At 66.2% G+C, this 19,923-nt stretch carries 22 protein-coding genes and 1 tRNA gene; 16 read left to right on the top strand and 7 right to left on the bottom strand.

Annotated elements, in window-relative coordinates:
- Nucleotides 1-48: 48 nt before the first annotated feature.
- The gene (locus SARO_RS16600; RefSeq protein ID WP_011446906.1) at nucleotides 49-897 is read left to right on the top strand and encodes an epimerase; all 849 of its coding nucleotides are present in this window, start codon (nucleotides 49-51) and stop codon (nucleotides 895-897) included.
- On the opposite strand, the gene SARO_RS16595 is transcribed toward SARO_RS16600, so the two are convergent.
- Complete coding sequence (locus SARO_RS16595) at nucleotides 807-1,730, bottom strand: DMT family transporter (protein ID WP_011446905.1); 924 nt, start codon at nucleotides 1,728-1,730, stop codon at nucleotides 807-809. The two genes, SARO_RS16600 and SARO_RS16595, sit on opposite strands and share 91 nt — an antisense overlap.
- Nucleotides 1,727-2,743 carry a threonine aldolase family protein gene (locus SARO_RS16590; protein ID WP_011446904.1) on the bottom strand — a complete coding sequence of 339 codons (1,017 nt, stop codon included), beginning with the start codon at nucleotides 2,741-2,743 and terminating at the stop codon, nucleotides 1,727-1,729. The genes SARO_RS16595 and SARO_RS16590 overlap by 4 nt, the downstream gene beginning before the upstream one ends.
- A gap of 66 nt (nucleotides 2,744-2,809) precedes the next feature.
- Here SARO_RS16590 and SARO_RS16585 point away from each other — a divergent pair, with 66 nt between their 5' ends.
- Nucleotides 2,810-3,100, top strand: a complete 291-nt coding sequence (locus tag SARO_RS16585) for a GNAT family N-acetyltransferase (protein ID WP_011446903.1) — start codon at nucleotides 2,810-2,812, stop codon at nucleotides 3,098-3,100.
- A 21-nt stretch (nucleotides 3,101-3,121) separates the two neighbouring features.
- On the opposite strand, the gene SARO_RS16580 is transcribed toward SARO_RS16585, so the two are convergent.
- A tRNA-Thr gene (locus SARO_RS16580) sits at nucleotides 3,122-3,196 on the bottom strand.
- A gap of 144 nt (nucleotides 3,197-3,340) precedes the next feature.
- Between SARO_RS16580 and SARO_RS16575 the strand changes: the two genes are divergently transcribed.
- The 10 genes from SARO_RS16575 to SARO_RS16530 all read left to right on the top strand — a co-directional run bounded on the left by SARO_RS16575 (nucleotide 3,341) and on the right by SARO_RS16530 (nucleotide 12,502).
- Complete coding sequence (locus SARO_RS16575; protein ID WP_041550552.1) at nucleotides 3,341-3,520, top strand: hypothetical protein; 180 nt, start codon at nucleotides 3,341-3,343, stop codon at nucleotides 3,518-3,520.
- A 45-nt stretch (nucleotides 3,521-3,565) separates the two neighbouring features.
- Nucleotides 3,566-4,252: a 2,3-diphosphoglycerate-dependent phosphoglycerate mutase gene (gene gpmA, locus SARO_RS16570; RefSeq protein WP_011446902.1), complete on the top strand. Its 687-nt coding sequence runs from the start codon at nucleotides 3,566-3,568 to the stop codon at nucleotides 4,250-4,252.
- 29 nt (nucleotides 4,253-4,281) lie between these two features.
- On the top strand, nucleotides 4,282-4,767 hold the full coding sequence (purE, locus tag SARO_RS16565) for a 5-(carboxyamino)imidazole ribonucleotide mutase (RefSeq protein ID WP_011446901.1): 486 nt from the start codon (nucleotides 4,282-4,284) through the stop codon (nucleotides 4,765-4,767).
- A gap of 14 nt (nucleotides 4,768-4,781) precedes the next feature.
- A complete protein-coding gene (locus SARO_RS16560; RefSeq protein WP_011446900.1) occupies nucleotides 4,782-5,840 on the top strand; it encodes a 5-(carboxyamino)imidazole ribonucleotide synthase in 1,059 nt (352 codons plus the stop codon).
- Nucleotides 5,837-6,346: a dihydrofolate reductase gene (locus SARO_RS16555; protein ID WP_011446899.1), complete on the top strand. Its 510-nt coding sequence runs from the start codon at nucleotides 5,837-5,839 to the stop codon at nucleotides 6,344-6,346. Before SARO_RS16560 ends, SARO_RS16555 begins: the two co-directional genes overlap by 4 nt.
- A gap of 23 nt (nucleotides 6,347-6,369) precedes the next feature.
- Nucleotides 6,370-7,554, top strand: coding sequence for a dipeptidase (locus SARO_RS16550; RefSeq protein WP_011446898.1), 1,185 nt, complete (start codon nucleotides 6,370-6,372; stop codon nucleotides 7,552-7,554).
- A complete protein-coding gene (locus SARO_RS16545) occupies nucleotides 7,551-8,474 on the top strand; it encodes a bifunctional riboflavin kinase/FAD synthetase (protein ID WP_011446897.1) in 924 nt (307 codons plus the stop codon). Before SARO_RS16550 ends, SARO_RS16545 begins: the two co-directional genes overlap by 4 nt.
- A 193-nt stretch (nucleotides 8,475-8,667) precedes the next feature.
- Nucleotides 8,668-11,574 carry an isoleucine--tRNA ligase gene (gene ileS, locus SARO_RS16540; RefSeq protein ID WP_011446896.1) on the top strand — a complete coding sequence of 969 codons (2,907 nt, stop codon included), beginning with the start codon at nucleotides 8,668-8,670 and terminating at the stop codon, nucleotides 11,572-11,574.
- The gene (gene lspA, locus SARO_RS16535) at nucleotides 11,574-12,089 is read left to right on the top strand and encodes a signal peptidase II (RefSeq protein ID WP_011446895.1); all 516 of its coding nucleotides are present in this window, start codon (nucleotides 11,574-11,576) and stop codon (nucleotides 12,087-12,089) included. The genes ileS and lspA overlap by 1 nt, the downstream gene beginning before the upstream one ends.
- Entirely contained in the window at nucleotides 12,089-12,502 is a 414-nt protein-coding gene (locus SARO_RS16530) for a DUF3035 domain-containing protein (protein WP_041550551.1), read from the top strand. Before lspA ends, SARO_RS16530 begins: the two co-directional genes overlap by 1 nt.
- A 70-nt stretch (nucleotides 12,503-12,572) precedes the next feature.
- On the opposite strand, the gene SARO_RS16525 is transcribed toward SARO_RS16530, so the two are convergent.
- Nucleotides 12,573-13,253, bottom strand: a complete 681-nt coding sequence (locus SARO_RS16525; RefSeq protein ID WP_011446893.1) for a uracil-DNA glycosylase — start codon at nucleotides 13,251-13,253, stop codon at nucleotides 12,573-12,575.
- Nucleotides 13,254-13,381: 128 nt separating this feature from the next.
- Here SARO_RS16525 and SARO_RS16520 point away from each other — a divergent pair, with 128 nt between their 5' ends.
- The gene (locus tag SARO_RS16520; protein WP_011446892.1) at nucleotides 13,382-14,686 is read left to right on the top strand and encodes a UDP-glucose dehydrogenase family protein; all 1,305 of its coding nucleotides are present in this window, start codon (nucleotides 13,382-13,384) and stop codon (nucleotides 14,684-14,686) included.
- Nucleotides 14,687-14,721: 35 nt separating this feature from the next.
- Here SARO_RS16520 and SARO_RS16515 read toward each other — a convergent pair whose 3' ends face one another.
- The 3 genes from SARO_RS16515 to cysD are packed head-to-tail and all read right to left on the bottom strand — an operon-like array spanning nucleotide 14,722 to nucleotide 17,894.
- Nucleotides 14,722-15,003, bottom strand: coding sequence for a DUF2061 domain-containing protein (locus SARO_RS16515; RefSeq protein WP_011446891.1), 282 nt, complete (start codon nucleotides 15,001-15,003; stop codon nucleotides 14,722-14,724).
- Nucleotides 15,004-15,045: 42 nt separating this feature from the next.
- Entirely contained in the window at nucleotides 15,046-16,980 is a 1,935-nt protein-coding gene (cysN, locus tag SARO_RS16510) for a sulfate adenylyltransferase subunit CysN (RefSeq protein ID WP_011446890.1), read from the bottom strand.
- A complete protein-coding gene (cysD, locus tag SARO_RS16505) occupies nucleotides 16,980-17,894 on the bottom strand; it encodes a sulfate adenylyltransferase subunit CysD (protein WP_011446889.1) in 915 nt (304 codons plus the stop codon). Before cysD ends, cysN begins: the two co-directional genes overlap by 1 nt.
- A gap of 160 nt (nucleotides 17,895-18,054) precedes the next feature.
- Between cysD and SARO_RS16500 the strand changes: the two genes are divergently transcribed.
- From SARO_RS16500 to SARO_RS16490, 3 genes are read left to right on the top strand one after another with little or no spacing between them, the layout of a single operon-like run.
- Entirely contained in the window at nucleotides 18,055-18,672 is a 618-nt protein-coding gene (locus SARO_RS16500) for a ribonuclease D (RefSeq protein ID WP_011446888.1), read from the top strand.
- A gap of 24 nt (nucleotides 18,673-18,696) precedes the next feature.
- Complete coding sequence (gene lptC, locus SARO_RS16495; RefSeq protein ID WP_011446887.1) at nucleotides 18,697-19,341, top strand: LPS export ABC transporter periplasmic protein LptC; 645 nt, start codon at nucleotides 18,697-18,699, stop codon at nucleotides 19,339-19,341.
- Nucleotides 19,338-19,892, top strand: coding sequence for an LptA/OstA family protein (locus SARO_RS16490; protein WP_011446886.1), 555 nt, complete (start codon nucleotides 19,338-19,340; stop codon nucleotides 19,890-19,892). The genes lptC and SARO_RS16490 overlap by 4 nt, the downstream gene beginning before the upstream one ends.
- Nucleotides 19,893-19,923: the final 31 nt, after the last annotated feature.

Raw genomic sequence — 19,923 nt, 5'->3', positions numbered from 1 at the left:
ACTTAGGAACCCGTGCGCGGCGCGGCAATCGCGGTTATGGCAGTTTCGATGGGAAAGATGCTGATCTTCGGAATGGGTTACACCGCGCAGGTGCTGGCCCGTGCCCTGCGCGCGACCGGCTGGGAAGTGCACGGCACCGGCAGCGCGGGCGATATCGCCTTTGCCGACCGCGCCGCGGTCGAGGCTGCGCTTGCCGGGGCGAGCCACGTCCTTTCCTCCGTCCCGCCCGCGCGAGAAGGCGGCGATCCTGTTCTCGACAGTTACGGTCCGGCCATTGCCGCTTCGGGCGTGGAATGGATAGGCTATCTCTCGTCGACCGGCGTCTATGGCGATGCCGGCGGCGCGTGGGTCGATGAAAGCGCGCCCGTCGGCACCGGTCGCCGCTCGGCCCGAACCGCCGCCGACCTTGCCTGGCAGGCGCTTTCGCCCGAGGTCCGCGTGTTCCGCCTGCCCGGCATCTATGGCCCGGGCCGCAGCGCGCTCGACCGCGTGGCCGCGGGCAGGGCGCACCGAATCGATCTTCCCGAACAGGTGTTCAGCCGCGTCCACGTGGAAGACATCGCCAGCGGCGTGATCGCATCGTTCGATGGACCGCCCGGCGTCTACAATCTGGCCGACGACCTGCCCTGCGGCCAGAACGCGGTGATCGAGGAAGCCGCCCGCCTGCTCGGCGTCCCACCCCCGCCGATGCTCACGCTCGAGCAGGCGAACCTCTCGCCGATGGCGCTGGCCTTCTATGCCGAGAACCGCCGCGTCGCCAATGGCCGTGCCCGGCGCCTGCTTGGCTGGAAACCCGCTTTTCCGACCTACCGCGAGGGGCTGCGCGACCTGAGAGCCAGCACAAGGCCGACCATTGCCAGCGCCGCGCCCGCCAGCGCCAGCACCGACCAGCGATAGCCTTCGAACAGGGTTGAAAGCAGCATCGCCACGACCGGCACCAGCACGCCGTTATAGGCTCCGCGTCCGGCGCCCAGCCGCTGCAGCAGGCGGAAGTAGAGCGGAAAGGTGACGACCGAGCCGACAATGCCGAGATAGAGTACCCCGAACAGGTAACCGGGCCGCGTGTCGAATTGCGGGGGCCCTTCGACGATCCATGCAAAGGCGCCGTCCATTGCCGCGCCCATCAGCATGGCCCAGGCCAGCATCGGTACCATCGGCACGCGCCGGGCCATCGGGCTCGCCTGCAGGACGTTGGCGCTCGACGCGCTGAACAGCGCCGCCGTCGTCAGCGCGATGCCGGCAAGGACTTTCCCCTCTGGCGGGGCCATGCGGTATTCGTGAAGCAGCAGGAGCACGATCCCCGCGCCGGCAACGGCCGATCCCGCAAGGAACCGCTTCGTCACCGGCTGCTTCAGGATGATCCACGCCAGGAGCGCATTGGGCACCACGAGCAGCGCGAAGAACACCGCGACGATGCCCGAGGTCAGGTGGTGTTCCGCGCGATAGACGAACTGGAAATTCATCACGAACTGGGTGAGCCCCAGCAGGAACGCCACTTTCATGCCCTCGGGCGAAAGCCGCAGCGATTCTCGCCGCACCAGGGCCAGCACCGTCATGCCTGCCGTCGCCGCGACGAAACGCCAGGTGACCGACCAGCTTGCCGGTACGCTGCCGATCTGATCCTTGATCACCAGCCAGGTCGAACCCCAGATCAGCGCGACGAGCATGAACGGCCCTGCCACGCTGGGCTGCCAGAACCGCGCCTGTCCCGGGGCTTCGGCTGCGGTCATAAGGCCGCTATCGCCCGGGCGAGGGCGGAAACTTCCGCCGGATCGCTGTTCCACGCCGTCACCAGCCGCGCCGCGCCCGGCGCGCCTTCGGGGGCGGTCCAGTCATAGAAGTCGAAGCCCTGCGCGCGCAGGGTCGCCTGTTCGGCGGGCGAAAGCACCACGAAGATCTCGTTCGCCTCGACCGGATGGAACACCCGCGTCCCGCAGGCGTCGGCGATCTCGCGCGCGGCGGCGTTGGCGGCGCGGGCATTGTCCAGCCACAGGTCGCCCTCGATCATCGCAAGCACCTGGGCGGCAAGGTAACGGCCTTTCGACTGCAGGTGCCCGGCCCGTTTGCGCCGGTATCGCACCACGTCGGCCAGATCCATGTCGAAGAAGACCAGCGCCTCGGCGTTCATGCCCCCATTCTTGACGCACCCGAAGCTCAGCACGTCGACTCCGGCCTGCGCAGTTACTTCCGCGGGATGGCAACCAAGGTGGGCCACCGCGTTGGCAAAGCGCGCGCCATCCATGTGCAGGCCCAGCCCGCGCCCCTGCGCCACCGATCCGATCCGGGCGACTTCCTTGGGGCTGTAGACCCGGCCATACTCGGTCGCCTGCGTGATCGAGATCGCATGCGGCTGCACCTGGTGGACGTCGTTACGGATCGGGTCGATCACGCGTTCGATTGCCTGCGGCGTCAGCTTCGCGCCTTCGCCATCGGCCAGCATCAGCTTTGCGCCGTGCGTGAAGAACCCTGGAGCGCCGCCTTCGTCCATTTCTACATGGGCCTCGCGGTGACAGACCACGCCGCCGTGCGGTGGCACCATCGCCGCCAGGGCAAGGCAGTTGGCTGCCGTGCCGGTCGCCACCCACAATGCGGCGCATTCGGTGCCGAAAAGGTCGGAGAACGCATCGTCCAGCCGCCGTGAAAGCGCATCGCCATCATAGCCTGAATCGGCACGGTCGGCGGCATGCATGGCCTCCCACACGCGGGGATGGACGGCGGCGGCGTTGTCGGAAAAGAATTTCATTGGAAACCGCAATGTCGGCGCGCACGTTTGCGGTCAAGCAACGACATTCGGGCAAGGAGAAAACGCATGCCGGACATCACGATCACCCACCTCGACCAGGGTGCGCGCGGCGAATACCATGCCAGGGTCGAGGGCAGCGAGGCGATTGGCCGGCTTACGTATCAGCGCCAGGGCGACACGGTAATCGCCGACCACACGCTGGTCCCCACCGAGATTGGCGGGCGCGGGGTCGCGGCCCGACTGGTCGACGCGCTCATCGCCGATGCGCGCAAGTTCGGCTTCCGCATCGTGCCGCAGTGCAGCTACATCGACGCCGCGTTCCGTCGCCACCCGGAATGGGCGGACCTCAGGGCCTGATTTTCGGGACGAAGGGGGAAATGGTGCTGCTGGGGAGGATTGAACTCCCGACCTCAGCCTTACCAAGGATGCGCTCTACCACTGAGCTACAGCAGCACACCATTTCCGCCTGGCCATCCACGCCGCTGGAAGGGCGTCGGTGGGCAGGGGCGCGCTAATGACGGTGGGGGCGGGCTTTGTCAAGCGAGGTTGTGGCAGGGGCTTGCGGGATAATCGCGCTCGCGGCACTGAGGCTCTGCCATGAGCAATGCAAAACCGACCAATGCACCGGCAGCCAGCCGCGAGGAACGCCTGGCGGCAAGGCTGCGCGAGAACCTCAAGCGGCGCAAGGCGCAGGCGCGTGCGCTCTCCGCGGGCGATGACGGTGCGGCGGATTCGGGCGATTCGCCGGAAAGCGGGCTTTCCAATTCGGCAGGGTGACGCTAGGGGCGCGGTTCCCTTGTCCAGCAGCAACAGGATGTCCCGATGCCCCGCCTGATCCTGATTCGTCACGGCCAGTCGCAGTGGAACCTCGAAAACCGCTTCACCGGCTGGTGGGATGTGGACGTGACCGAGAAGGGCGCCGCCGAAGCCTTTGCCGCCGGCAAGCTGCTCAAGGACAAGGGCGTCCTGCCGACGCTCGCCTTCACCTCGTTGCAGACGCGTGCGATCAAGACGCTGCACCTCGCACTCGAGGCAGCTGGTCGGCTGTGGGTGCAGGAAGACAAGGACTGGCGCCTGAACGAGCGTCATTACGGCGGCCTTACCGGTCTCGACAAGGCCGAGACCGCTGCCAAGCACGGCGACGAGCAGGTCAAGGTGTGGCGCCGCAGCTTCGACGTGCCGCCGCCGCCGCTGGAGGCCGGCAGCGAGTTCGATCTGGCGTCGGACCCGCGCTATGACGGGATCGCGGTGCCCGCCACCGAAAGCCTCAAGGACACGATCGCCCGCGTCCTGCCCTGCTGGGAAGAAAAGATCGCGCCCGCGCTTCGTGCCGGCGAGACGGTGATCGTATCGGCGCACGGCAATTCGCTGCGCGCGCTGGTCAAGCACCTGTCGGGCATTTCCGATGAAGACATCACCGGGCTCGAAATCCCCACCGGTCAGCCGATCGTCTACGAACTCGACAACGATCTCGCCCAAGTGGAACGCTATTACCTGTCGGAGCGCTGAGCGCCGAATTGCCTGAAGGGGGCAGGGGAATGACGGATAGACCTTTGGTTGCCATCGTAATGGGCAGCCAGTCCGATTGGGAAACGATGAAGAATGCCGCTGCCGTGCTGGAAAAGCTCGGCGTCGCGCATGAATGCCGCATCGTCTCTGCCCACCGCACGCCGGATCGTCTCGTCAGCTTTGCCAAGGGCGCCCACGAGGAAGGCTTCAAGGTCGTGATTGCCGGTGCCGGCGGCGCTGCGCACCTGCCGGGCATGGTCGCATCGATGACGCACCTTCCCGTTCTTGGCGTGCCTGTTGAATCCAAGGCGCTCAAGGGCATGGATTCGCTGCTCTCGATCGTCCAGATGCCCGGCGGCATCCCGGTCGGCACGCTTGCCATCGGCGTACCCGGCGCAACCAATGCAGGCATCCTCGCCGCATCGATCCTTGCCACCTCGGACGAGGCCCTGGCGAAGCGGTTGATCGATTTCCGCACCGCGCAGACCGAATCGGTCGCCGAGCGCCCCTCCTGACACGCGAGTTGACGATGATCCCGCCCGGCGAAACCATCGGTATCCTTGGCGGCGGCCAGCTTGGCCGGATGATGGCGCTGGCGGCTGCCAACCTCGGCTACCGCTGCCATGCCTATGCGCCAGAGGCCGATTCGATTGCCGCGGATGTCTGCGCCGCCTTCACCCAGGGTGCCTATGACGACGAGGCGGCGCTGGCGGCGTTTGCCGCGCAGTGCGCGGTCGTCACCTACGAGTTCGAGAATGTCGCCGCCGCGCCGCTCGCCGCAGTCAGTGCCCACGCGCCGCTCCATCCGCCCGCCCGCGCGCTCGAAGTGGCGCAGGACAGGGTGAGCGAGAAGTCCTTTGTCGAAGCGCTGGGCGGCCGCCCCGCGCCGTGGGCGCAGGTCGATTCGCTTGAAGATCTCAAGGCCGCCGTCGCCCGGATCGGCGCGCCCGGCATCCTCAAGACCCGGCGCGACGGCTATGACGGCAAGGGCCAGTGGCGCATCGCCCAGCCCGGCGACGCCGATGCGCTCGATCTTTCGGCCAAGCCGCTGATCTACGAAGGCTTCGTCACTTTCGAAGCCGAGTTCTCGGTCATCCTCGTGCGCACCGAGGCTGGTGAGGTGCGTTTCTGGGATTCGGCCGAGAACGTCCACAAGGCCGGCATCCTCGACCGCTCGACCGTGCCAGCCGCGCCGGTGATCCTGGCGCAGGTGGACGAGGCCCGCGCCCTTGCCGCGCGGGTGGCCGATGCGCTTGGCTATGTCGGCGTTCTCACGCTCGAATTCTTCGCCACGGCCGATGGCCCGGTGTTCAACGAGATGGCACCCCGCGTGCACAACTCGGGCCACTGGACCATCGAGGGCGCGCTCACCAGCCAGTTCGAGAACCACGTTCGCGCGATTTGCGGGTTGCCGCTGGGCTCGACCGCGCTCGCCGCGAAGGGGGTGGTCATGGACAACCTCATCGGCGACGACGCGCACGACTGGCCCGCCATCCTTTCCGACCCGGCGAACCACCTCCACCTCTATGGCAAGGCGGCGGTGCGACCCGGGCGCAAGATGGGCCACGTCACCCGGCTGGTACTGTGAACGCCGCCCGCTCCACGCCGCGCGAGGGGCTGTTCCTGATCTACGCGCGCGCCGACAACGGCGTGATCGGGCGCGACAACGCCCTGCCATGGCGCCTCCCGGCCGACCTCAGGCGGTTCAAGGCGTTGACCCTTGGCAAGCCGATGATCATGGGCCGCAGGACCTTCGACAGCCTGCCGGGCCTTCTTCCTGGCCGCCGTCACGTTGTTCTTACCCGCGATTCGGGCTGGGCCGCGCCGGGAGCGGAGACCGCGACAACCCCGGAGGCGGCCCTCGCGCTCGCCGGGCCCGGAGAGATCGCGGTAATCGGCGGGGCCGAGGCCTATCGCCTGTTCATGCCGCTTGCCGATCGCGTGGAATTGACCGAAGTTCATGGCGATTACGAAGGCGACACGACGATGCCGCCTCTTGGAACCGAATGGGAAGAGGTCATGCGCGAGGAATATCCGGCACAGGGCGGCCATCCCGCCCACGCCTTCGTGACGTTCCGCCGCAGGGCGACCTAGGAACGCGGGAAGGGAGGGGGACCATGCGCCGCAAGATTGGCTGGGCAGTGATCTTCATTGTCCTGTTTGCCGCCGCCTTCGTGCTCGGCCCGCTGCCGGCGATGGTCGAGAAGCGGATGAACGTGATCGACGGCCAGCCGCTGCTGACCGTCAGCGAAAGGGCCAAGGCGCTTCACCGCACGTTGACGATCGTCGACCTTCATGCCGACACGCTGATGTGGCGCCGCAACCTTACCGACCGCGCTGCCCAAGGCCATGTCGACCTGCCGCGCCTGATCGACGGGCACGTTGCGCTCCAGGTCCTGTCGTCGGTCACAAAATCGCCCAAGGGACTGAATTACGACGCGAATCCTTCGAACAGCGATACCATCACCGCGCTTGCCGTCACCCAGATGCAGCCGGTACGCACATGGAATTCGCTACTCGAGCGGTCGCTCTGGCATGCCGAAAAGCTCGACCGCGCGGTGGCCGGCTCCAGCGGCGAACTGGTCAAGGTCACTGGCCAGGCTTCGCTCGACGATCTGCTGCGCGAACGCGGCGAGGGCGCGCTGCCGGTCGGTGCGATGCTTTCGATCGAGGGACTCCACGATCTCGAGGGCAAGCGCGAGAACCTCGACCGGCTCTACGACGCGGGCTTCCGCATGGCGAGCCTGACACACTTCTTCGACAACCAGCTCGCCGGGTCGATGCACGGCGAACGGAAGGGCGGCCTAACTCCGTTCGGGCGGCAGATCGTGCGCGCGATGGAAGACAAGGGCATGATCGTCGACATCGCCCACCTGTCGCATCCCGGCGTTGCCGAGCTGCTTGCCATGGCCCGCCGCCCGGTCGTCTCCAGCCACGGCGGCGTCCAGGCCACCTGCAAGGTCAACCGCAACCTCACCGACGCAGAGATTCGCGGCGTCGCCCGCACGGGCGGGGTGATCGGCATCGGCTACTGGGATGCCGCCATCTGCGACACATCGCCCCGCGCCGCCGCGCGCGCCATGCGCCATGTGCGCGACCTTGTCGGCATCCAGCATGTCGCGCTGGGCAGCGACTTCGACGGCGCCACCACCACCCGCTTCGATACCTCGCAGCTCGAACAGGTGACCCAGGCCCTGCTTGACGAAGGCTTCAGCGACGACGAAATACGCGCCGTGATGGGGCTCAACGCACTTCGGGTGATCCGCGCCGGGATCGTTCCGCTGGGAGGCGGCGCACGGTGATTCGCCTCGACAGCCTGAAGCCCGTTCCCGATTCCCTGCGCGGCGCGATCGTCGCGCTCGGTAATTTCGACGGCTTCCACCTCGGCCACCAGGCGGTCGTGGGCGAAGCGATCCGATGGGCGCGGGCCGAAGGCCGTCCTGTCGTCGTCGCCACGTTCGACCCGCATCCCGTGCGCTACTTCGCGCCGGATGCGCCGCCCTTCCGGCTGACAACGCTCGATCAGCGGCAGGAGCTTTTCGCCGCCGCCGGTGCCGACGCCATGCTGGTCATCCACTTCGGCGCGGAAGTCGCCGGCATGTCGGCGCTGGCGTGGATCGAACAGGGCCTCGTCGGCCATCTCGGCGCGGTCGGGGTCGTCACCGGCGAGGACTTCACCTTCGGCAAGGGCCGCAGCGGCAACGCGCAGGTCCTGTCGCAGGAAGGCCCGCGTTTCGGCCTTGTCGCCCGCGCGGTGGGCCCGGTAACGCTCGAAGGCGAAGTCGTTTCCTCCAGCCGCATTCGCGATGCCCTGAAGGCCGGTGACTGCGAGACGGCGGCCCGCCTGCTCACCCGCCCCTTCGCCATTCGCGGCGCTGTGCAGCATGGCGACAAGCTTGGCCGCACGATCAACTTCCCCACCGCCAATCTCGACATCGGCAACTACCTGCGCCCGCGCTACGGCATCTATGCCGTCACCGGCCGCCTGCCCGATGGCCGCGTGGTCAAGGGTGCAGCCAACATCGGCATCCGCCCCACCTTCGATCCGCCCAAGGAATTGCTCGAACCGCACTTCTTCGATTTCTCGGGTGATCTCTACGGCCAGGAGATCGAGGTAGCATTCCACCATTTCCTGCGGCCCGAGGCGAAGTTCGATGGCCTGGATGCGCTGGTGGCGCAAATGGAGCGCGATTGCGACGAGGCGCGGCGGCTGCTGGCCTGACTGCACTCTCGTTCTTGGGAACGTCATGCTGAACTTGTTTCAGCATCCATGGAGCAGCAAACGCTGTCCGCGCGGGTGGAGAGATGGACCCTGAAACAAGTTCAGGGTGACGATGTGTTTGGTTGGGAGGCTTCGCCGCCCTGCCAGCGCCCCACTTCCCCAATGCGCGCAATTGCTCTAGTGCCCGCCGGTCATGACCGAACCGCGCGACTACCGACCGACCGTCTTCCTGCCGAAGACCGATTTCCCGATGAAAGCCGGACTCCCCCAGAAGGAGCCGGTAATCCTGTCGCGCTGGCAGGCCGAGGACATTTACCGCAAGGTGCGCGAGAGCCGTAAGGGCCGCGAGAAGTTCATCCTGCATGACGGCCCGCCCTATGCCAATGGCGACATGCACATCGGCCATGCGCTGAACCATATCCTCAAGGACATGGTCTGCCGTACCCAGACGCTGCGCGGCAAGGACGCGCCCTATGTTCCCGGCTGGGACTGCCACGGCCTGCCCATCGAGTGGAAGGTCGAGGAAGAGTATCGCAAGAAGAAGAAGAACAAGGACGAGGTTCCGCCCAAGGAATTCCGCGCCGAATGCCGCGCCTATGCCCAGAAGTGGGTCGACGTGCAGCGCGAGCAATTGAAGCGCCTCGGCATCAATGGCGATTGGGACAACCCCTACCTGACGATGGATTCGCAGGCCGAGGGCACCATCGTCCGCGAACTGCTCAAGTTTGCCGAAAGCGGCCAGCTCTATCGCGGGGCCAAGCCGGTGATGTGGTCCCCGGTCGAAAAGACCGCGCTGGCCGAGGCAGAGGTCGAATACGAGGACATCGTCTCGACGCAGGTCGACGTGGCGTTCGAGATTGTTGAGTCGCCGATTGCGGAACTGGTCGGCGCTCATGCGGTGATCTGGACGACAACGCCTTGGACGATCCCGGTGAATCAGGCTTTGGCTTATGGGCCGGAGGTTGCATACTGGCTTGTCCATGCGACCGATGGTCGGAAGTATCTCGTTGCTTTCGATTTAGTCACGCAGTTCTTGTCTAGAACGGGACTGGGCCTTCTCGACCAGCCCGGAATGCCTGAGGACGCTGAAGGGCTCTTGCTTCACGGCCTCAGCAAGGCTTTCAACGGTTCCGACCTCGCCGGAACCATCTGCCGCCACCCGATGCACCACCTCGGCGGGTTCTTTGCCAAGCCGCGACCGATGCTGCCCGGCGATTTCGTCACCACCGACAGCGGCACCGGCCTTGTCCACATGGCGCCCGATCATGGCGAGGACGACTTTGCGCTGTGCAAGGCGCACGGGATCGAGCCGGTCTTCGCGGTGCAGGGCGATGGCAAGTATCGCGAGGACTGGGGCTGGCTCGGCGGGCAGGGATCGGTCATCAACCCGAAGTTCAATGCGCCCGATGGCCCGATCTGCGAGGCGCTGCGTGAAGCTGGCGGTTTGCTGGCGGCGAGCGCTGACTACAAGCATTCCTATCCGCATTCGTGGCGTTCGAAGGCCAAGGTGATCTATCGTTGCACGCCGCAGTGGTTCGTGCCGATGGATCGGCCCGTCGCGCACCTGCCGGTGATCGAGAGCGCGGAACAGCGCTGGGAGAACGAGGGCGGCGACCAGACGGTCGACGAAGTGCCCGCCGCCGGCGCGCGTTCGCTGCGCGAGATCGCGTTGTCAGAAGTAGGACGGGTGCGCTTCGTCCCCGAAAAGGGTCGCAATCGCATCGGCGCGATGGTCGAAGGCCGTCCGGACTGGGTGCTGTCGCGCCAGCGCGCGTGGGGCGTGCCGATCACGCTGTTCGTCGATCGCAAGACCGGGCAGTACCTCAACGATCCGGAAGTGAACGCGCGCATCGTCGCGGCGGTCATGGCCGAAGGCGTCGATGCCTGGGACGAGGAGCGCGCGCAGGAATACCTCGGCGCCAAGTACAGGCTCGAGGACTACGAACGCGTCACCGACATCCTCGACGTGTGGTTCGATTCCGGCTCCACCCATGCCTTCGTGCTGGAATCGGGGCGTTGGCCCGATCTGCAATGGCCCGCGAACCTCTATCTCGAAGGCTCTGACCAGCATCGCGGCTGGTTCCAGTCCTCGCTGCTGGAAAGCTGCGGCACGCGCGGTCGCGCGCCCTATGACGCGATCCTGACCCACGGCTTCACCATGGACGCCAAGGGCATGAAGATGTCCAAGTCGCTTGGCAACACGATCAGCCCGATCGACCTGATGCGCGACTACGGCGCTGACATCCTGCGGCTCTGGGCCCTCTCGGTCGATTTCACCGAGGACCACCGCATCGGCAAGGAAATCCTCCAGGGGGTTGCCGACCAGTACCGCAAGCTGCGCAACACTTACCGCTACCTGCTCGGCGCGCTCGACGGCTTCACCGAGGCGGAGCGGCTGCCGGTGGCGGAAATGCCCGAACTGGAGCAGTACATGCTCGGCCTGCTGGGCAAGCTGGATGCGACGCTGCGGCAGGCGGTCGATGACTTCGACTACAACACCTATGTCCGCGCGCTGACCGACTTCTGCAACGAAGACCTTTCGGCGTTCTTCTTCGATATCCGCAAGGACAGCCTCTATTGCGATGCGCCTTCCGACCCGAAGCGCCGCGCCTATCGCACCGTGCTCGACGTGCTGTTCCACGCGCTGGTCCGCTATGGCGCGCCGGTGCTGGTGTTCACGGCGGAAGAAGTGTGGTCCTCGCGCTATCCCGAAAGCGACAGCGTGCACCTGCTTGAATGGCCGGAAGTGCCTGCGGTGGAAATCGATGAAGCGCGCTGGGCCGAACTGCGCGCGCTGCGCCAGACCGTCAACGAGGCGATCGAGCCTCTGCGCCGCGAGAAGGTCCTGGGCTCTGGCCTTGAGGCCGTGGTGACCGTGCCCGAAGGCGCGCCGCAGGCAGATCTTGCCGAACTGTTCATCACCGCGACAGTCAATCGCGGGCAGGGCAGTGAAGTGACCGTCGAACGTTCCACCGACCACAAGTGCGGCCGTTGCTGGCGCCTGCTTCCGGAAGTGACGGAAGACGGGGCGCTGTGCGGTCGTTGCGACGATGTCGTGACGCAGATCGACGCGTCGAGCGCTGCAGGCGCTAGCGCCTGATGCTCGCTCGTCCGCGTATCGAAGGCTTGGGCCTTGCCGTGCTGGTCGCCTTGGTCGACCGGGCGGTCAAGGCACTGATGGTCGGTCCGCTCATGCTGCGCGAACGCGGGGTCATCGATCTCGTGCCGATGTTCGACCTGCGTTACGCCGAGAACTTCGGCGTCTCGTTCGGCATGTTCACCGCGACTTCGCCCGAGATGCGCTGGGGCCTGATCGGCGTGACGGCGGTGATCGCAGCCGGTGTCCTTGTGTGGATGCTGCGCGAGACGGCGCGGGGGGACATCCTTGGCCTGGGCCTCGTCCTCGGCGGCGCGCTGGGCAATATCTACGACCGTCTCGTCTATGGCTACGTCATCGACTATGCCGACCTGCACATCGGTGAATGGCGGCCGTTCCAGATCTTCAATCTTGCCGACGTGGCGATCACGTTCGGCGTCCTGATACTGCTTGCCCGCTCGTTCAAATCGCGCGAAAAGCGCAACGACGGCGACGATACCGCCACGGAGAATGCATGATGCGTAAAGCTGCCGCCCTTGCCCTTGTCGTCTCGGCAGCCAGCCTGCTGTCTGCCTGCGGCGGCGGCGGTTCGCTGTTCAACCGCGACCGTCCGGACGAATTCGCGGTCACCCGCGCCGCGCCGCTCGTCGTTCCGCCCGACTTTTCGCTGACCCCGCCGAACCCCGGCGCGCCGCGCCCGCAGGATTCGGATACCGGCAAGCAGGCGCTCGACGCACTCTTCGGCGGCCCCTCGGCCCGCTCGGGCGTGGAGACCGACACGCTCAACCGCGCCGGCACCGCCGCCGCCTCGATCCGTTCGACCGTGGGCGATCCGTCCACGCAGACCGTGGCCAAGGGCCAGGTCGTGCGCGACATCCTGGCCGCCCCGGAAGGCGACGGGCAGGCAGCCTCGGCCTCCATTCCCGGCTGAGGCATCTCCCGGCAGACGCTTCGCGCGTATGGATTTTCAACGAGACCCCGCTCCGGCGGGGTCTTTTGCGTCAGATCCGCCAGTCCACCGCGCGCCGCCCGTGCGCCTCGAGGAAGGCGTTGGCCTTGCTGAAATGGCGGCATCCGAGGAACCCCTTGTGCGCCGAGAGCGGGCTGGGGTGCGGGGCTTCGAGCACGAGGTGGGGGCCGCTGGCCAGGCGGGCGACGCGCGCCGCCTTCTTCTGCGCGTGGCTGCCCCAGAGCATGAACACCGTCGGTACGTCGCGCGCGGCGACGGCGGCGATGGCGGCGTCGGTCAGGGCCTCCCAGCCCTTGCCCTGGTGCGAGCCGGCGCTTGCCGCCTCGACCGTCAGTGCGCTGTTGAGCAGCAGCACTCCCTGCCGCGCCCACCGTGCGAGGTTGCCGTGGGGCGGGCGGGGCAGGCCGAGGTCGGCCTCCAGTTCCTTGTAGATGTTGGCAAGGCTCGGCGGGACCTTGACCCCGTCCTGGACCGAGAAGGCGAGGCCGTGCGCCTGGCCGGGGCCGTGGTAGGGGTCCTGCCCCAGGATCACGATGCGCACGTTGTCCAGCGGGGTCATCTCCAGAGCGGCGAGGCGCTGCGTCGCGGGAGGGTAGATCGTCTTGCCGGCCCGCTCCTCCGCGTCGAGGAAGTCGCCCAGTGCGCGCAAGGGGGGCGAGGCAAGCAGGGGTTCGAGGCTGGCGCGCCAGTCTGCGGGCAAGGAGAGGTTCATGTCCCGGCAAGTAGCCGCCGCAAGGCGTTCGGGGCAAGCGGGGTTGCCTGTGTCGAAGGTGGCTTGCTAACAGCCACGGCGCGGTATCCGGCGCGATATCGGGCGCGGTGCGCAGCAAGGAGTTCCAGATGAAGATCGCGATGGTGGGTTCGGGCTACGTCGGCCTCGTGTCGGGCGCCTGCTTTGCCGACTTCGGCCACGACGTGGTCTGCATCGACAAGGACGAGGGCAAGATCGAGAGCCTGCGCCAGGGCGTGATGCCGATCTACGAGCCGGGTCTTGCCGAACTGGTCGCCGCCAACGTCAAGGCTGGTCGTCTCTCGTTCTCGACCGACCTTGCCGCTTCGATCGAGGATGCGCAGGCGATCTTCATCGCGGTGGGCACGCCTTCGCGTCGCGGCGACGGCCACGCCGACTTGAGCTATGTCTACGCCGTCGCGCAGGAACTGGCAGAGAACCTGAAGACCCCGGCCGTCATCGTCACCAAGTCGACCGTGCCGGTCGGCACCGGCGACGAGGTGGAGCGGATCATCCGCGAGAGCGGGACTGCGGTGCGTTTCGAGGTCGTCTCCAATCCCGAATTCCTGCGCGAAGGCGCCGCCATCGGTGACTTCAAGCGCCCCGACCGCATTGTCATCGGCGCGGAGGACGAATGGGCGCAGGGGGTGATGAAGGAAGTCTACCGTCCGCTCTTCCTGAACCGCGCGCCAATCCTGTTCACGTCGCGCCGCAGCAGCGAGCTGATCAAGTACGCCGCCAACGCGTTCCTCGCGACCAAGATCACTTTCATCAACGAAATGGCGGACCTGTGCGAGAAGGTGGGCGCGGACGTGCAGGACGTGTCGCGCGGGATCGGGCTCGACAACCGCATCGGCGCGAAGTTCCTGCATGCGGGGCCAGGATATGGCGGTTCGTGCTTCCCCAAGGACACGCTGGCCCTGCTGAAGACCGCCGAGGACTACAACAGCCCGGTCCGGCTGGTGGAGGCCGTGGTCAAGGTCAACGACAGCCGCAAGCGTGCCATGGGCCGCAAGGCCATCGAGGCGCTGGGAGGCGAGGCGCGGGGCAAGCGCGTCGCGCTGCTCGGCCTGACCTTCAAGCCCAACACCGATGACATGCGCGATGCGCCCTCGATCGCCATCGTGCAGACCTTGCTTGATGCCGGGGCGGAAGTCGTCGCCTATGACCCCGAAGGCATGGAAGCAGCCGCCGCGATTATGCCGGAAGTGACGATGGCGCCAAACGCCTATGCCGCGATCGAAGGCGCCGATGCGATCGTGCTGGTGACCGAATGGGACGCCTTCCGCGCGCTAGACTTCGCGCGGATCAGGCGCCTGGCCAATGCTCCGGTCATGGTCGACCTGCGCAATGTCTATGATCCGGCCGAAGTGCGCGCGGCCGGCTTCGAATATACCAGCGTCGGCCGGCCCTGACGTGGCAACGCCGCCCCGGTCGGGGCGGCGGGCCGTCATGCAACGAGATCGGGTTCCAGCGGTCCCGCTGCCGGCGGTTCCTCCTCGACCACCGGCGGCCTTTGCGTGCCCCAGTGGATCGAGCTCCAGACGCGCTCGTGGAAGTAGTAGAGGCCGATCTTGGTGATGACCTCGGTTCCGGCGATGGCACCGGCAGCCTTGGCGCTGCCGGTGAAGAGCCAACCCAGGAGGAAGGTATCGATGCTGCCCAGTGTCCGCCAACTGATGGCCTTCACCACCGAGCGGGCGTGAGCCTCATGGCCGTGAAACAGGAACATCGAATACCTCCCCAGCGATCCGGCCAGTAGCCGGGGTCCCTATCAGATCGTGGGCGCCCAGCCGAGCAATTGATTCACGATCCGCTCGGCCGCGTTTTCGGGTGTTTCCTCGGTCGTGTCGACCCGGATCTCGGGATTCTGCGGCGCTTCGTAGGGGCTGTCGATCCCGGTGAAGTTCTTGAGCTGGCCGGAACGGGCCTTCTTGTAGAGCCCCTTCACGTCGCGCGATTCGGCCACTTCAAGCGGGGTGTCGATGAACACCTCGATGAATTCGCCATCGGCCATGAGCGAGCGCACCATTTCGCGTTCCGCGCGGAACGGGCTGATGAAGGCGGTGAGCACGATGAGCCCGGCATCGGTCATCAGCTTCGCCACTTCGCCGACGCGGCGGATGTTCTCGATGCGGTCGGCCTCGGTGAAGCCCAGGTCCTTGTTCAGGCCATGGCGCACGTTGTCGCCATCGAGCAGGAAGGTGTGCTTGCCCACCGCGTGGAGGCGCTTCTCGACAAGGTTGGCGATGGTCGACTTGCCCGAGCCGGACAGGCCGGTGAACCACAGCACTGCCGGCTTCTGGTGCTTGAGCGCGGCATGGGCCTCACGGCTGACGTCAAGCGCCTGCCAGTGCACGTTCTGCGCGCGGCGCAGGCTGAAGTGCAGCATGCCGGCGGCAACGGTCGCGTTGGTGATCTTGTCGATCAGCACGAAGCCGCCGAGCGTGCGGCTGTCGGCATAGGGTTCGAACACCAGCGGCTTGTCGGTGGCAAGTTCGGCCACGCCGATGGCGTTCAGTTCCAGCGTCTTGGCCGCCAGATGTTCCATCGTGTTGACGTTGACGACGTACTTGGGCTGCTGGACCGTGGCAGAGACGGTTTGCGTCGCGAGCTTCAGCCAGTAGGCGCGGCCCGGCAGCATGGCCTCGTCGTTGAGCCAGACGAGTGTTGCCTCGAACTGGTCGGCAGCCTGCGGCGGATTGTCGGCCAGCGCGATCACGTCGCCGCGCGAACAGTCGACCTCGTCGGCCAGACACAGGGTCACCGACTGGCCGGCGACGGCCTGGTCGAGATCGCCGTCGAGCGTGACGACGCGGGTGACCTTGCTGGTCTTGCCGGAAGGCAGGACGCGAATCTCGTCGCCCGGCTTGACGCTGCCGGTGGCCACGAGGCCCGAGAAGCCGCGGAAGTCGAGATTGGGGCGGTTGACCCACTGCACCGGCATGCGGAACGGCTTGTCCGCGTCGAGCGAGGAGAGGACCTCGACCGTCTCGAGGTGATCGACCAGGGTCGGCCCGTTGTACCAGGGCGTATTGGCCGAACGGGTGGTGATGTTGTCGCCCTTGAAGCCGGAGATCGGCATGGCGGTGAAGCTCTCGATGCCGATCGAGCGTGCGAACTCGGTATAATCCTTGACGATGGCGTCGAACACGACCGGATCGTAATCGACAAGATCCATTTTGTTCACCGCAAGCACGATGTTGCGGATGCCGATCAGGTGGCACAGGTACGAGTGGCGGCGGGTCTGCACGAGCACGCCCTTGCGCGCGTCGATCAGGATCACCGCGAGGTCGGCGGTCGAGGCGCCGGTCACCATGTTGCGGGTGTACTGTTCGTGGCCCGGGCAGTCGGCGACGATGAACTTGCGTTTCTCGGTATTGAAGAAGCGGTAGGCGACGTCGATGGTGATGCCCTGCTCACGCTCGGCTGCAAGACCGTCGACCAGCAGCGCGAAGTCGATGTCCTGGCCTTGCGTACCGACCTTCTTCGAATCGTTTTCCAGCGCGGCAAGCTGGTCCTCGAAGATCATCTTCGAATCGTAGAGCAGGCGCCCGATCAGGGTCGACTTGCCATCGTCCACCGACCCGCAGGTGATGAAGCGCAGCATCGTCTTGTGCTCATGCACCTTGAGGTACTGGTCGATGTCCTCGGCGATGAGTGCGTCGGTGACGTAGACGGGCTGTTCCGTGGTGATCGTGTCGGTCATCAGAAATACCCCTGCTGCTTCTTGACTTCCATGCCCGCGCCGCCGGCGTCCTTGTCGATTGCGCGGCCCTGGCGTTCGCTGGTGGTGGTGAGCAGGGTTTCCTGGATCACTTCCGGAAGCGTCTTGGCGGTGCTTTCCACGGCGCCGGTCAGCGGATAGCAGCCGAGCGTGCGGAAACGGATCGAACGCATCTGCGGCGTCTCGCCCGGCTTGAGCGGGAAGCGGTCGTCGTCGACCATCAGCAGCATGCCGTCGCGCTCGACCGTGGGACGTTCTTCCGCGAAGTAGAGCGGGACGATCGGCACGTCGTTGAGATGGATGTACTGCCAGATGTCGAGCTCGGTCCAGTTCGAGATCGGGAAGACGCGGATGCTCTCGCCCTTGTTCTTGCGGGCATTGTAGAGGTTCCACAGCTCGGGCCGCTGGTTCTTGGGGTCCCAGCCGTGCGAGGCGGTGCGGAACGAGAAGATGCGTTCCTTGGCGCGGCTCTTCTCCTCGTCGCGGCGTGCGCCGCCGAAGGCCGCGTCGAAGCCCCACTTGTCGAGCGCCTGCTTGAGCCCTTCGGTCTTCCACATGTCGGTGTGGAGCGCGCCGTGGTCGAACGGGTTGATGCCGCGCTCGGCCGCCTCGGGATTCTGATAGACGAGCAGCTCCATGCCGCTCTCCTTCGCCATGCGGTCGCGCAGGTCGTACATCGCCCTGAACTTCCACGTGGTGTCGACGTGGAGCAGCGGGAACGGCGGCGGCGAGGGGTAGAAAGCCTTGCGTGCGAGGTGCAGCATCACCGCGCTGTCCTTGCCCACCGAATAGAGCATCACGGGGTTCTCGGCCTCGGCCACGACCTCGCGCATGATGTGGATCGCTTCGGATTCGAGGCGCTGGAGATGCGTCAGGGTACTGCGGTCAGGTGTCACGGTTCTCGCTCCGGTATTGCGCTGGCCCCGTCTGGCGAATCGCGCGGCCTTCTTGCGCTCCCAGATGGGAGCGCGCACGGATGGAAATCTTGGAGGCGCTAAATTCGGGCTTTGGGACAGAGTGCTTGCGGCGGGTTGGCCAAGGGCCTAAGCGCATGACATGGCCGTTTTCCTGCATGAAGAAGACCTGCCCGAAGGCGCTCTGGCGCCCGGCGCAGTGGCAGTCGATACCGAGACGATGGGGCTGATCACGCCGCGCGACCGTCTTTGCGTGGTCCAGATATCGGACGGGCGCGGAGACGAGCATCTCGTCCGCTTCTCTCCCGGCAGCGCGTTCGCGGCACCGAATCTCAAGGCGGTACTCGCCGATCCGGAGCGCCTGAAGCTCTATCATTTCGCGCGCTTCGACCTGGCGGCGATCGAGCACTACCTCGGCGTTGTGGCCGCACCCGTGTTCTGCACCAAGATCGCATCCAAGCTGGTGCGTACCTATACCGACCGCCATGGCCTGAAGGACCTTGTGCGCGAACTGTTGGGCAAGGAAATCTCCAAGCAGCAGCAGTCGAGCGACTGGGGCGCGCCGACGCTGACCGATGCGCAGCAGGAATACGCCGCGTCCGACGTGCGGCACCTGCACGCGATGCACACCATCCTGGTGGAACGGCTTGAGCGCGAGGGCCGCACTGCAATGGCGCAGGCCTGTTTCGACTTCCTGCCGATGCGCGCGCGCCTCGATCTCGCCGGCTGGGCCGAGCGCGACATCTTCAGCCACGAGTAAGGCGGGAAGGGCAAGGCTCCGGCAATGACCGTCCAGGCTGACATGATCCGTACGCAGCGTCGCGGCTTCGCGGCGCCCGGCGGTTTCCATGACCGGCTGGTCCATTTCCTGGCCCGCGCCTTGCCGGCCGCCGTGGGCGCGCTGCTGGCGATCATGATCATCGCGCCGCTTTCGCCGCGCGGGGAGATCAGCTTCCTGCTCGACCGCCGCAAGGTGGCGGTGCTGGAAGACCGCATGCAGGTGTCGAGCGCGATGTATCGCGGGCAGGATGACCAGGGGCGCAATTTCTCGATCACGGCGGGTTCGGCCGTGCAGCGCACCAAGGCGACGCAGATGATCCAGCTCGACCAGCTCACCGCGCGGATCATGCTCGACGACGGGCCGGCGCTGCTGACGGCAGCCAAGGGCAACTACGATTTCGGCCGGGAGATCGTCGACATCGTGGGGCCGATCAACTTCCAGACTTCCGACGGCTATCGCATGACCGCAACCAACGTGGACATCGACCTTGGCGGCAAGCGGCTGAAGAGCCGCGGGCCGGTCGAGGGCAGGATTCCCGCCGGAACATTCTCCGCCGACCGGATAAGCGCCGACCTTTCGGCCCGGTCTGTCACGCTCGAAGGAAACGCCCGGCTTCGCATGGTGCCCGGCAGGATGCAGATGCCATGACCAAGATCGAGATCATCCGTTCGGCTCGCCCGCTGCGCATGGCGGCACTCGGTTTCGCGGCCTCCGCGGCTCTCGTCGCGGGCGCACAGCACCTTTCGGCGCAGGGCATCGCCAGCCACGACAGCAACGCTCCGGTAAACTATGCCGCCGACCGCATCGAGGTGCAGGACAAGGCCAAGCGCGTGGTGCTTTCGGGCAATGTCGACATCTCGCAGTCGGACCTCAGGATGCGCGCGGCGCGCACGACAGTGGCCTACAGCGATACCGGGAACATCGACATCGAGCGCATCGACGCGACCGGCGGCGTACAGGTTACGCGCGGCAGCGAAAGCGCGCGGGGCGATGTTGCGGTCTATGACTTCAACCGCAACATCATCACAATGACTGGAAACGTAGCGTTGCGGCGCGGCGGCGACACGCTGAACGGCGGGCGTCTGGTGATCGATCTCGATTCGGGCCTGTCGAGCGTCGACGGCCGCTCGGGTGGCGGCAGCGCGGGCGGCTCCGGCGGGCGCGTGACCGGGACGTTCAACGTCCGCCAGAAGAACTGACCGACTGAGTGCCCTGCGCCGAAACGCCGGC

The organism is Novosphingobium aromaticivorans DSM 12444, from assembly GCF_000013325.1.
GTDB classification, from domain to species: Bacteria; Pseudomonadota; Alphaproteobacteria; order Sphingomonadales; family Sphingomonadaceae; genus Novosphingobium; species Novosphingobium aromaticivorans.
The sequence above is the reverse complement of the archived record's forward strand: the minus strand, read 5'-3'. Positions and strand labels throughout refer to the sequence as shown.

What these genes read in the sequence shown, in the direction of transcription:
- SARO_RS16550 (WP_011446898.1), top strand. Translation starts at nt 6,370, where the DNA reads ATGCGCCGCAAGATTGGCTGGGCAGTGATCTTCATTGTCCTGTTTGCC.
- SARO_RS16515 (WP_011446891.1), bottom strand. Translation starts at nt 15,003, where the DNA reads ATGTTCCTGTTTCACGGCCATGAGGCTCACGCCCGCTCGGTGGTGAAG.
- purE (WP_011446901.1), top strand. Translation starts at nt 4,282, where the DNA reads ATGACGGATAGACCTTTGGTTGCCATCGTAATGGGCAGCCAGTCCGAT.
- SARO_RS16530 (WP_041550551.1), top strand. Translation starts at nt 12,089, where the DNA reads ATGCGTAAAGCTGCCGCCCTTGCCCTTGTCGTCTCGGCAGCCAGCCTG.
- SARO_RS16560 (WP_011446900.1), top strand. Translation starts at nt 4,782, where the DNA reads ATGATCCCGCCCGGCGAAACCATCGGTATCCTTGGCGGCGGCCAGCTT.
- SARO_RS16500 (WP_011446888.1), top strand. Translation starts at nt 18,055, where the DNA reads ATGGCCGTTTTCCTGCATGAAGAAGACCTGCCCGAAGGCGCTCTGGCG.
- SARO_RS16595 (WP_011446905.1), bottom strand. Translation starts at nt 1,730, where the DNA reads ATGACCGCAGCCGAAGCCCCGGGACAGGCGCGGTTCTGGCAGCCCAGC.
- SARO_RS16490 (WP_011446886.1), top strand. Translation starts at nt 19,338, where the DNA reads ATGACCAAGATCGAGATCATCCGTTCGGCTCGCCCGCTGCGCATGGCG.
- SARO_RS16585 (WP_011446903.1), top strand. Translation starts at nt 2,810, where the DNA reads ATGCCGGACATCACGATCACCCACCTCGACCAGGGTGCGCGCGGCGAA.
- ileS (WP_011446896.1), top strand. Translation starts at nt 8,668, where the DNA reads ATGACCGAACCGCGCGACTACCGACCGACCGTCTTCCTGCCGAAGACC.
- SARO_RS16520 (WP_011446892.1), top strand. Translation starts at nt 13,382, where the DNA reads ATGAAGATCGCGATGGTGGGTTCGGGCTACGTCGGCCTCGTGTCGGGC.
- SARO_RS16575 (WP_041550552.1), top strand. Translation starts at nt 3,341, where the DNA reads ATGAGCAATGCAAAACCGACCAATGCACCGGCAGCCAGCCGCGAGGAA.
- SARO_RS16600 (WP_011446906.1), top strand. Translation starts at nt 49, where the DNA reads ATGGGAAAGATGCTGATCTTCGGAATGGGTTACACCGCGCAGGTGCTG.
- gpmA (WP_011446902.1), top strand. Translation starts at nt 3,566, where the DNA reads ATGCCCCGCCTGATCCTGATTCGTCACGGCCAGTCGCAGTGGAACCTC.
- SARO_RS16525 (WP_011446893.1), bottom strand. Translation starts at nt 13,253, where the DNA reads ATGAACCTCTCCTTGCCCGCAGACTGGCGCGCCAGCCTCGAACCCCTG.
- SARO_RS16590 (WP_011446904.1), bottom strand. Translation starts at nt 2,743, where the DNA reads ATGAAATTCTTTTCCGACAACGCCGCCGCCGTCCATCCCCGCGTGTGG.
- lptC (WP_011446887.1), top strand. Translation starts at nt 18,697, where the DNA reads ATGACCGTCCAGGCTGACATGATCCGTACGCAGCGTCGCGGCTTCGCG.
- cysN (WP_011446890.1), bottom strand. Translation starts at nt 16,980, where the DNA reads ATGACCGACACGATCACCACGGAACAGCCCGTCTACGTCACCGACGCA.
- lspA (WP_011446895.1), top strand. Translation starts at nt 11,574, where the DNA reads ATGCTCGCTCGTCCGCGTATCGAAGGCTTGGGCCTTGCCGTGCTGGTC.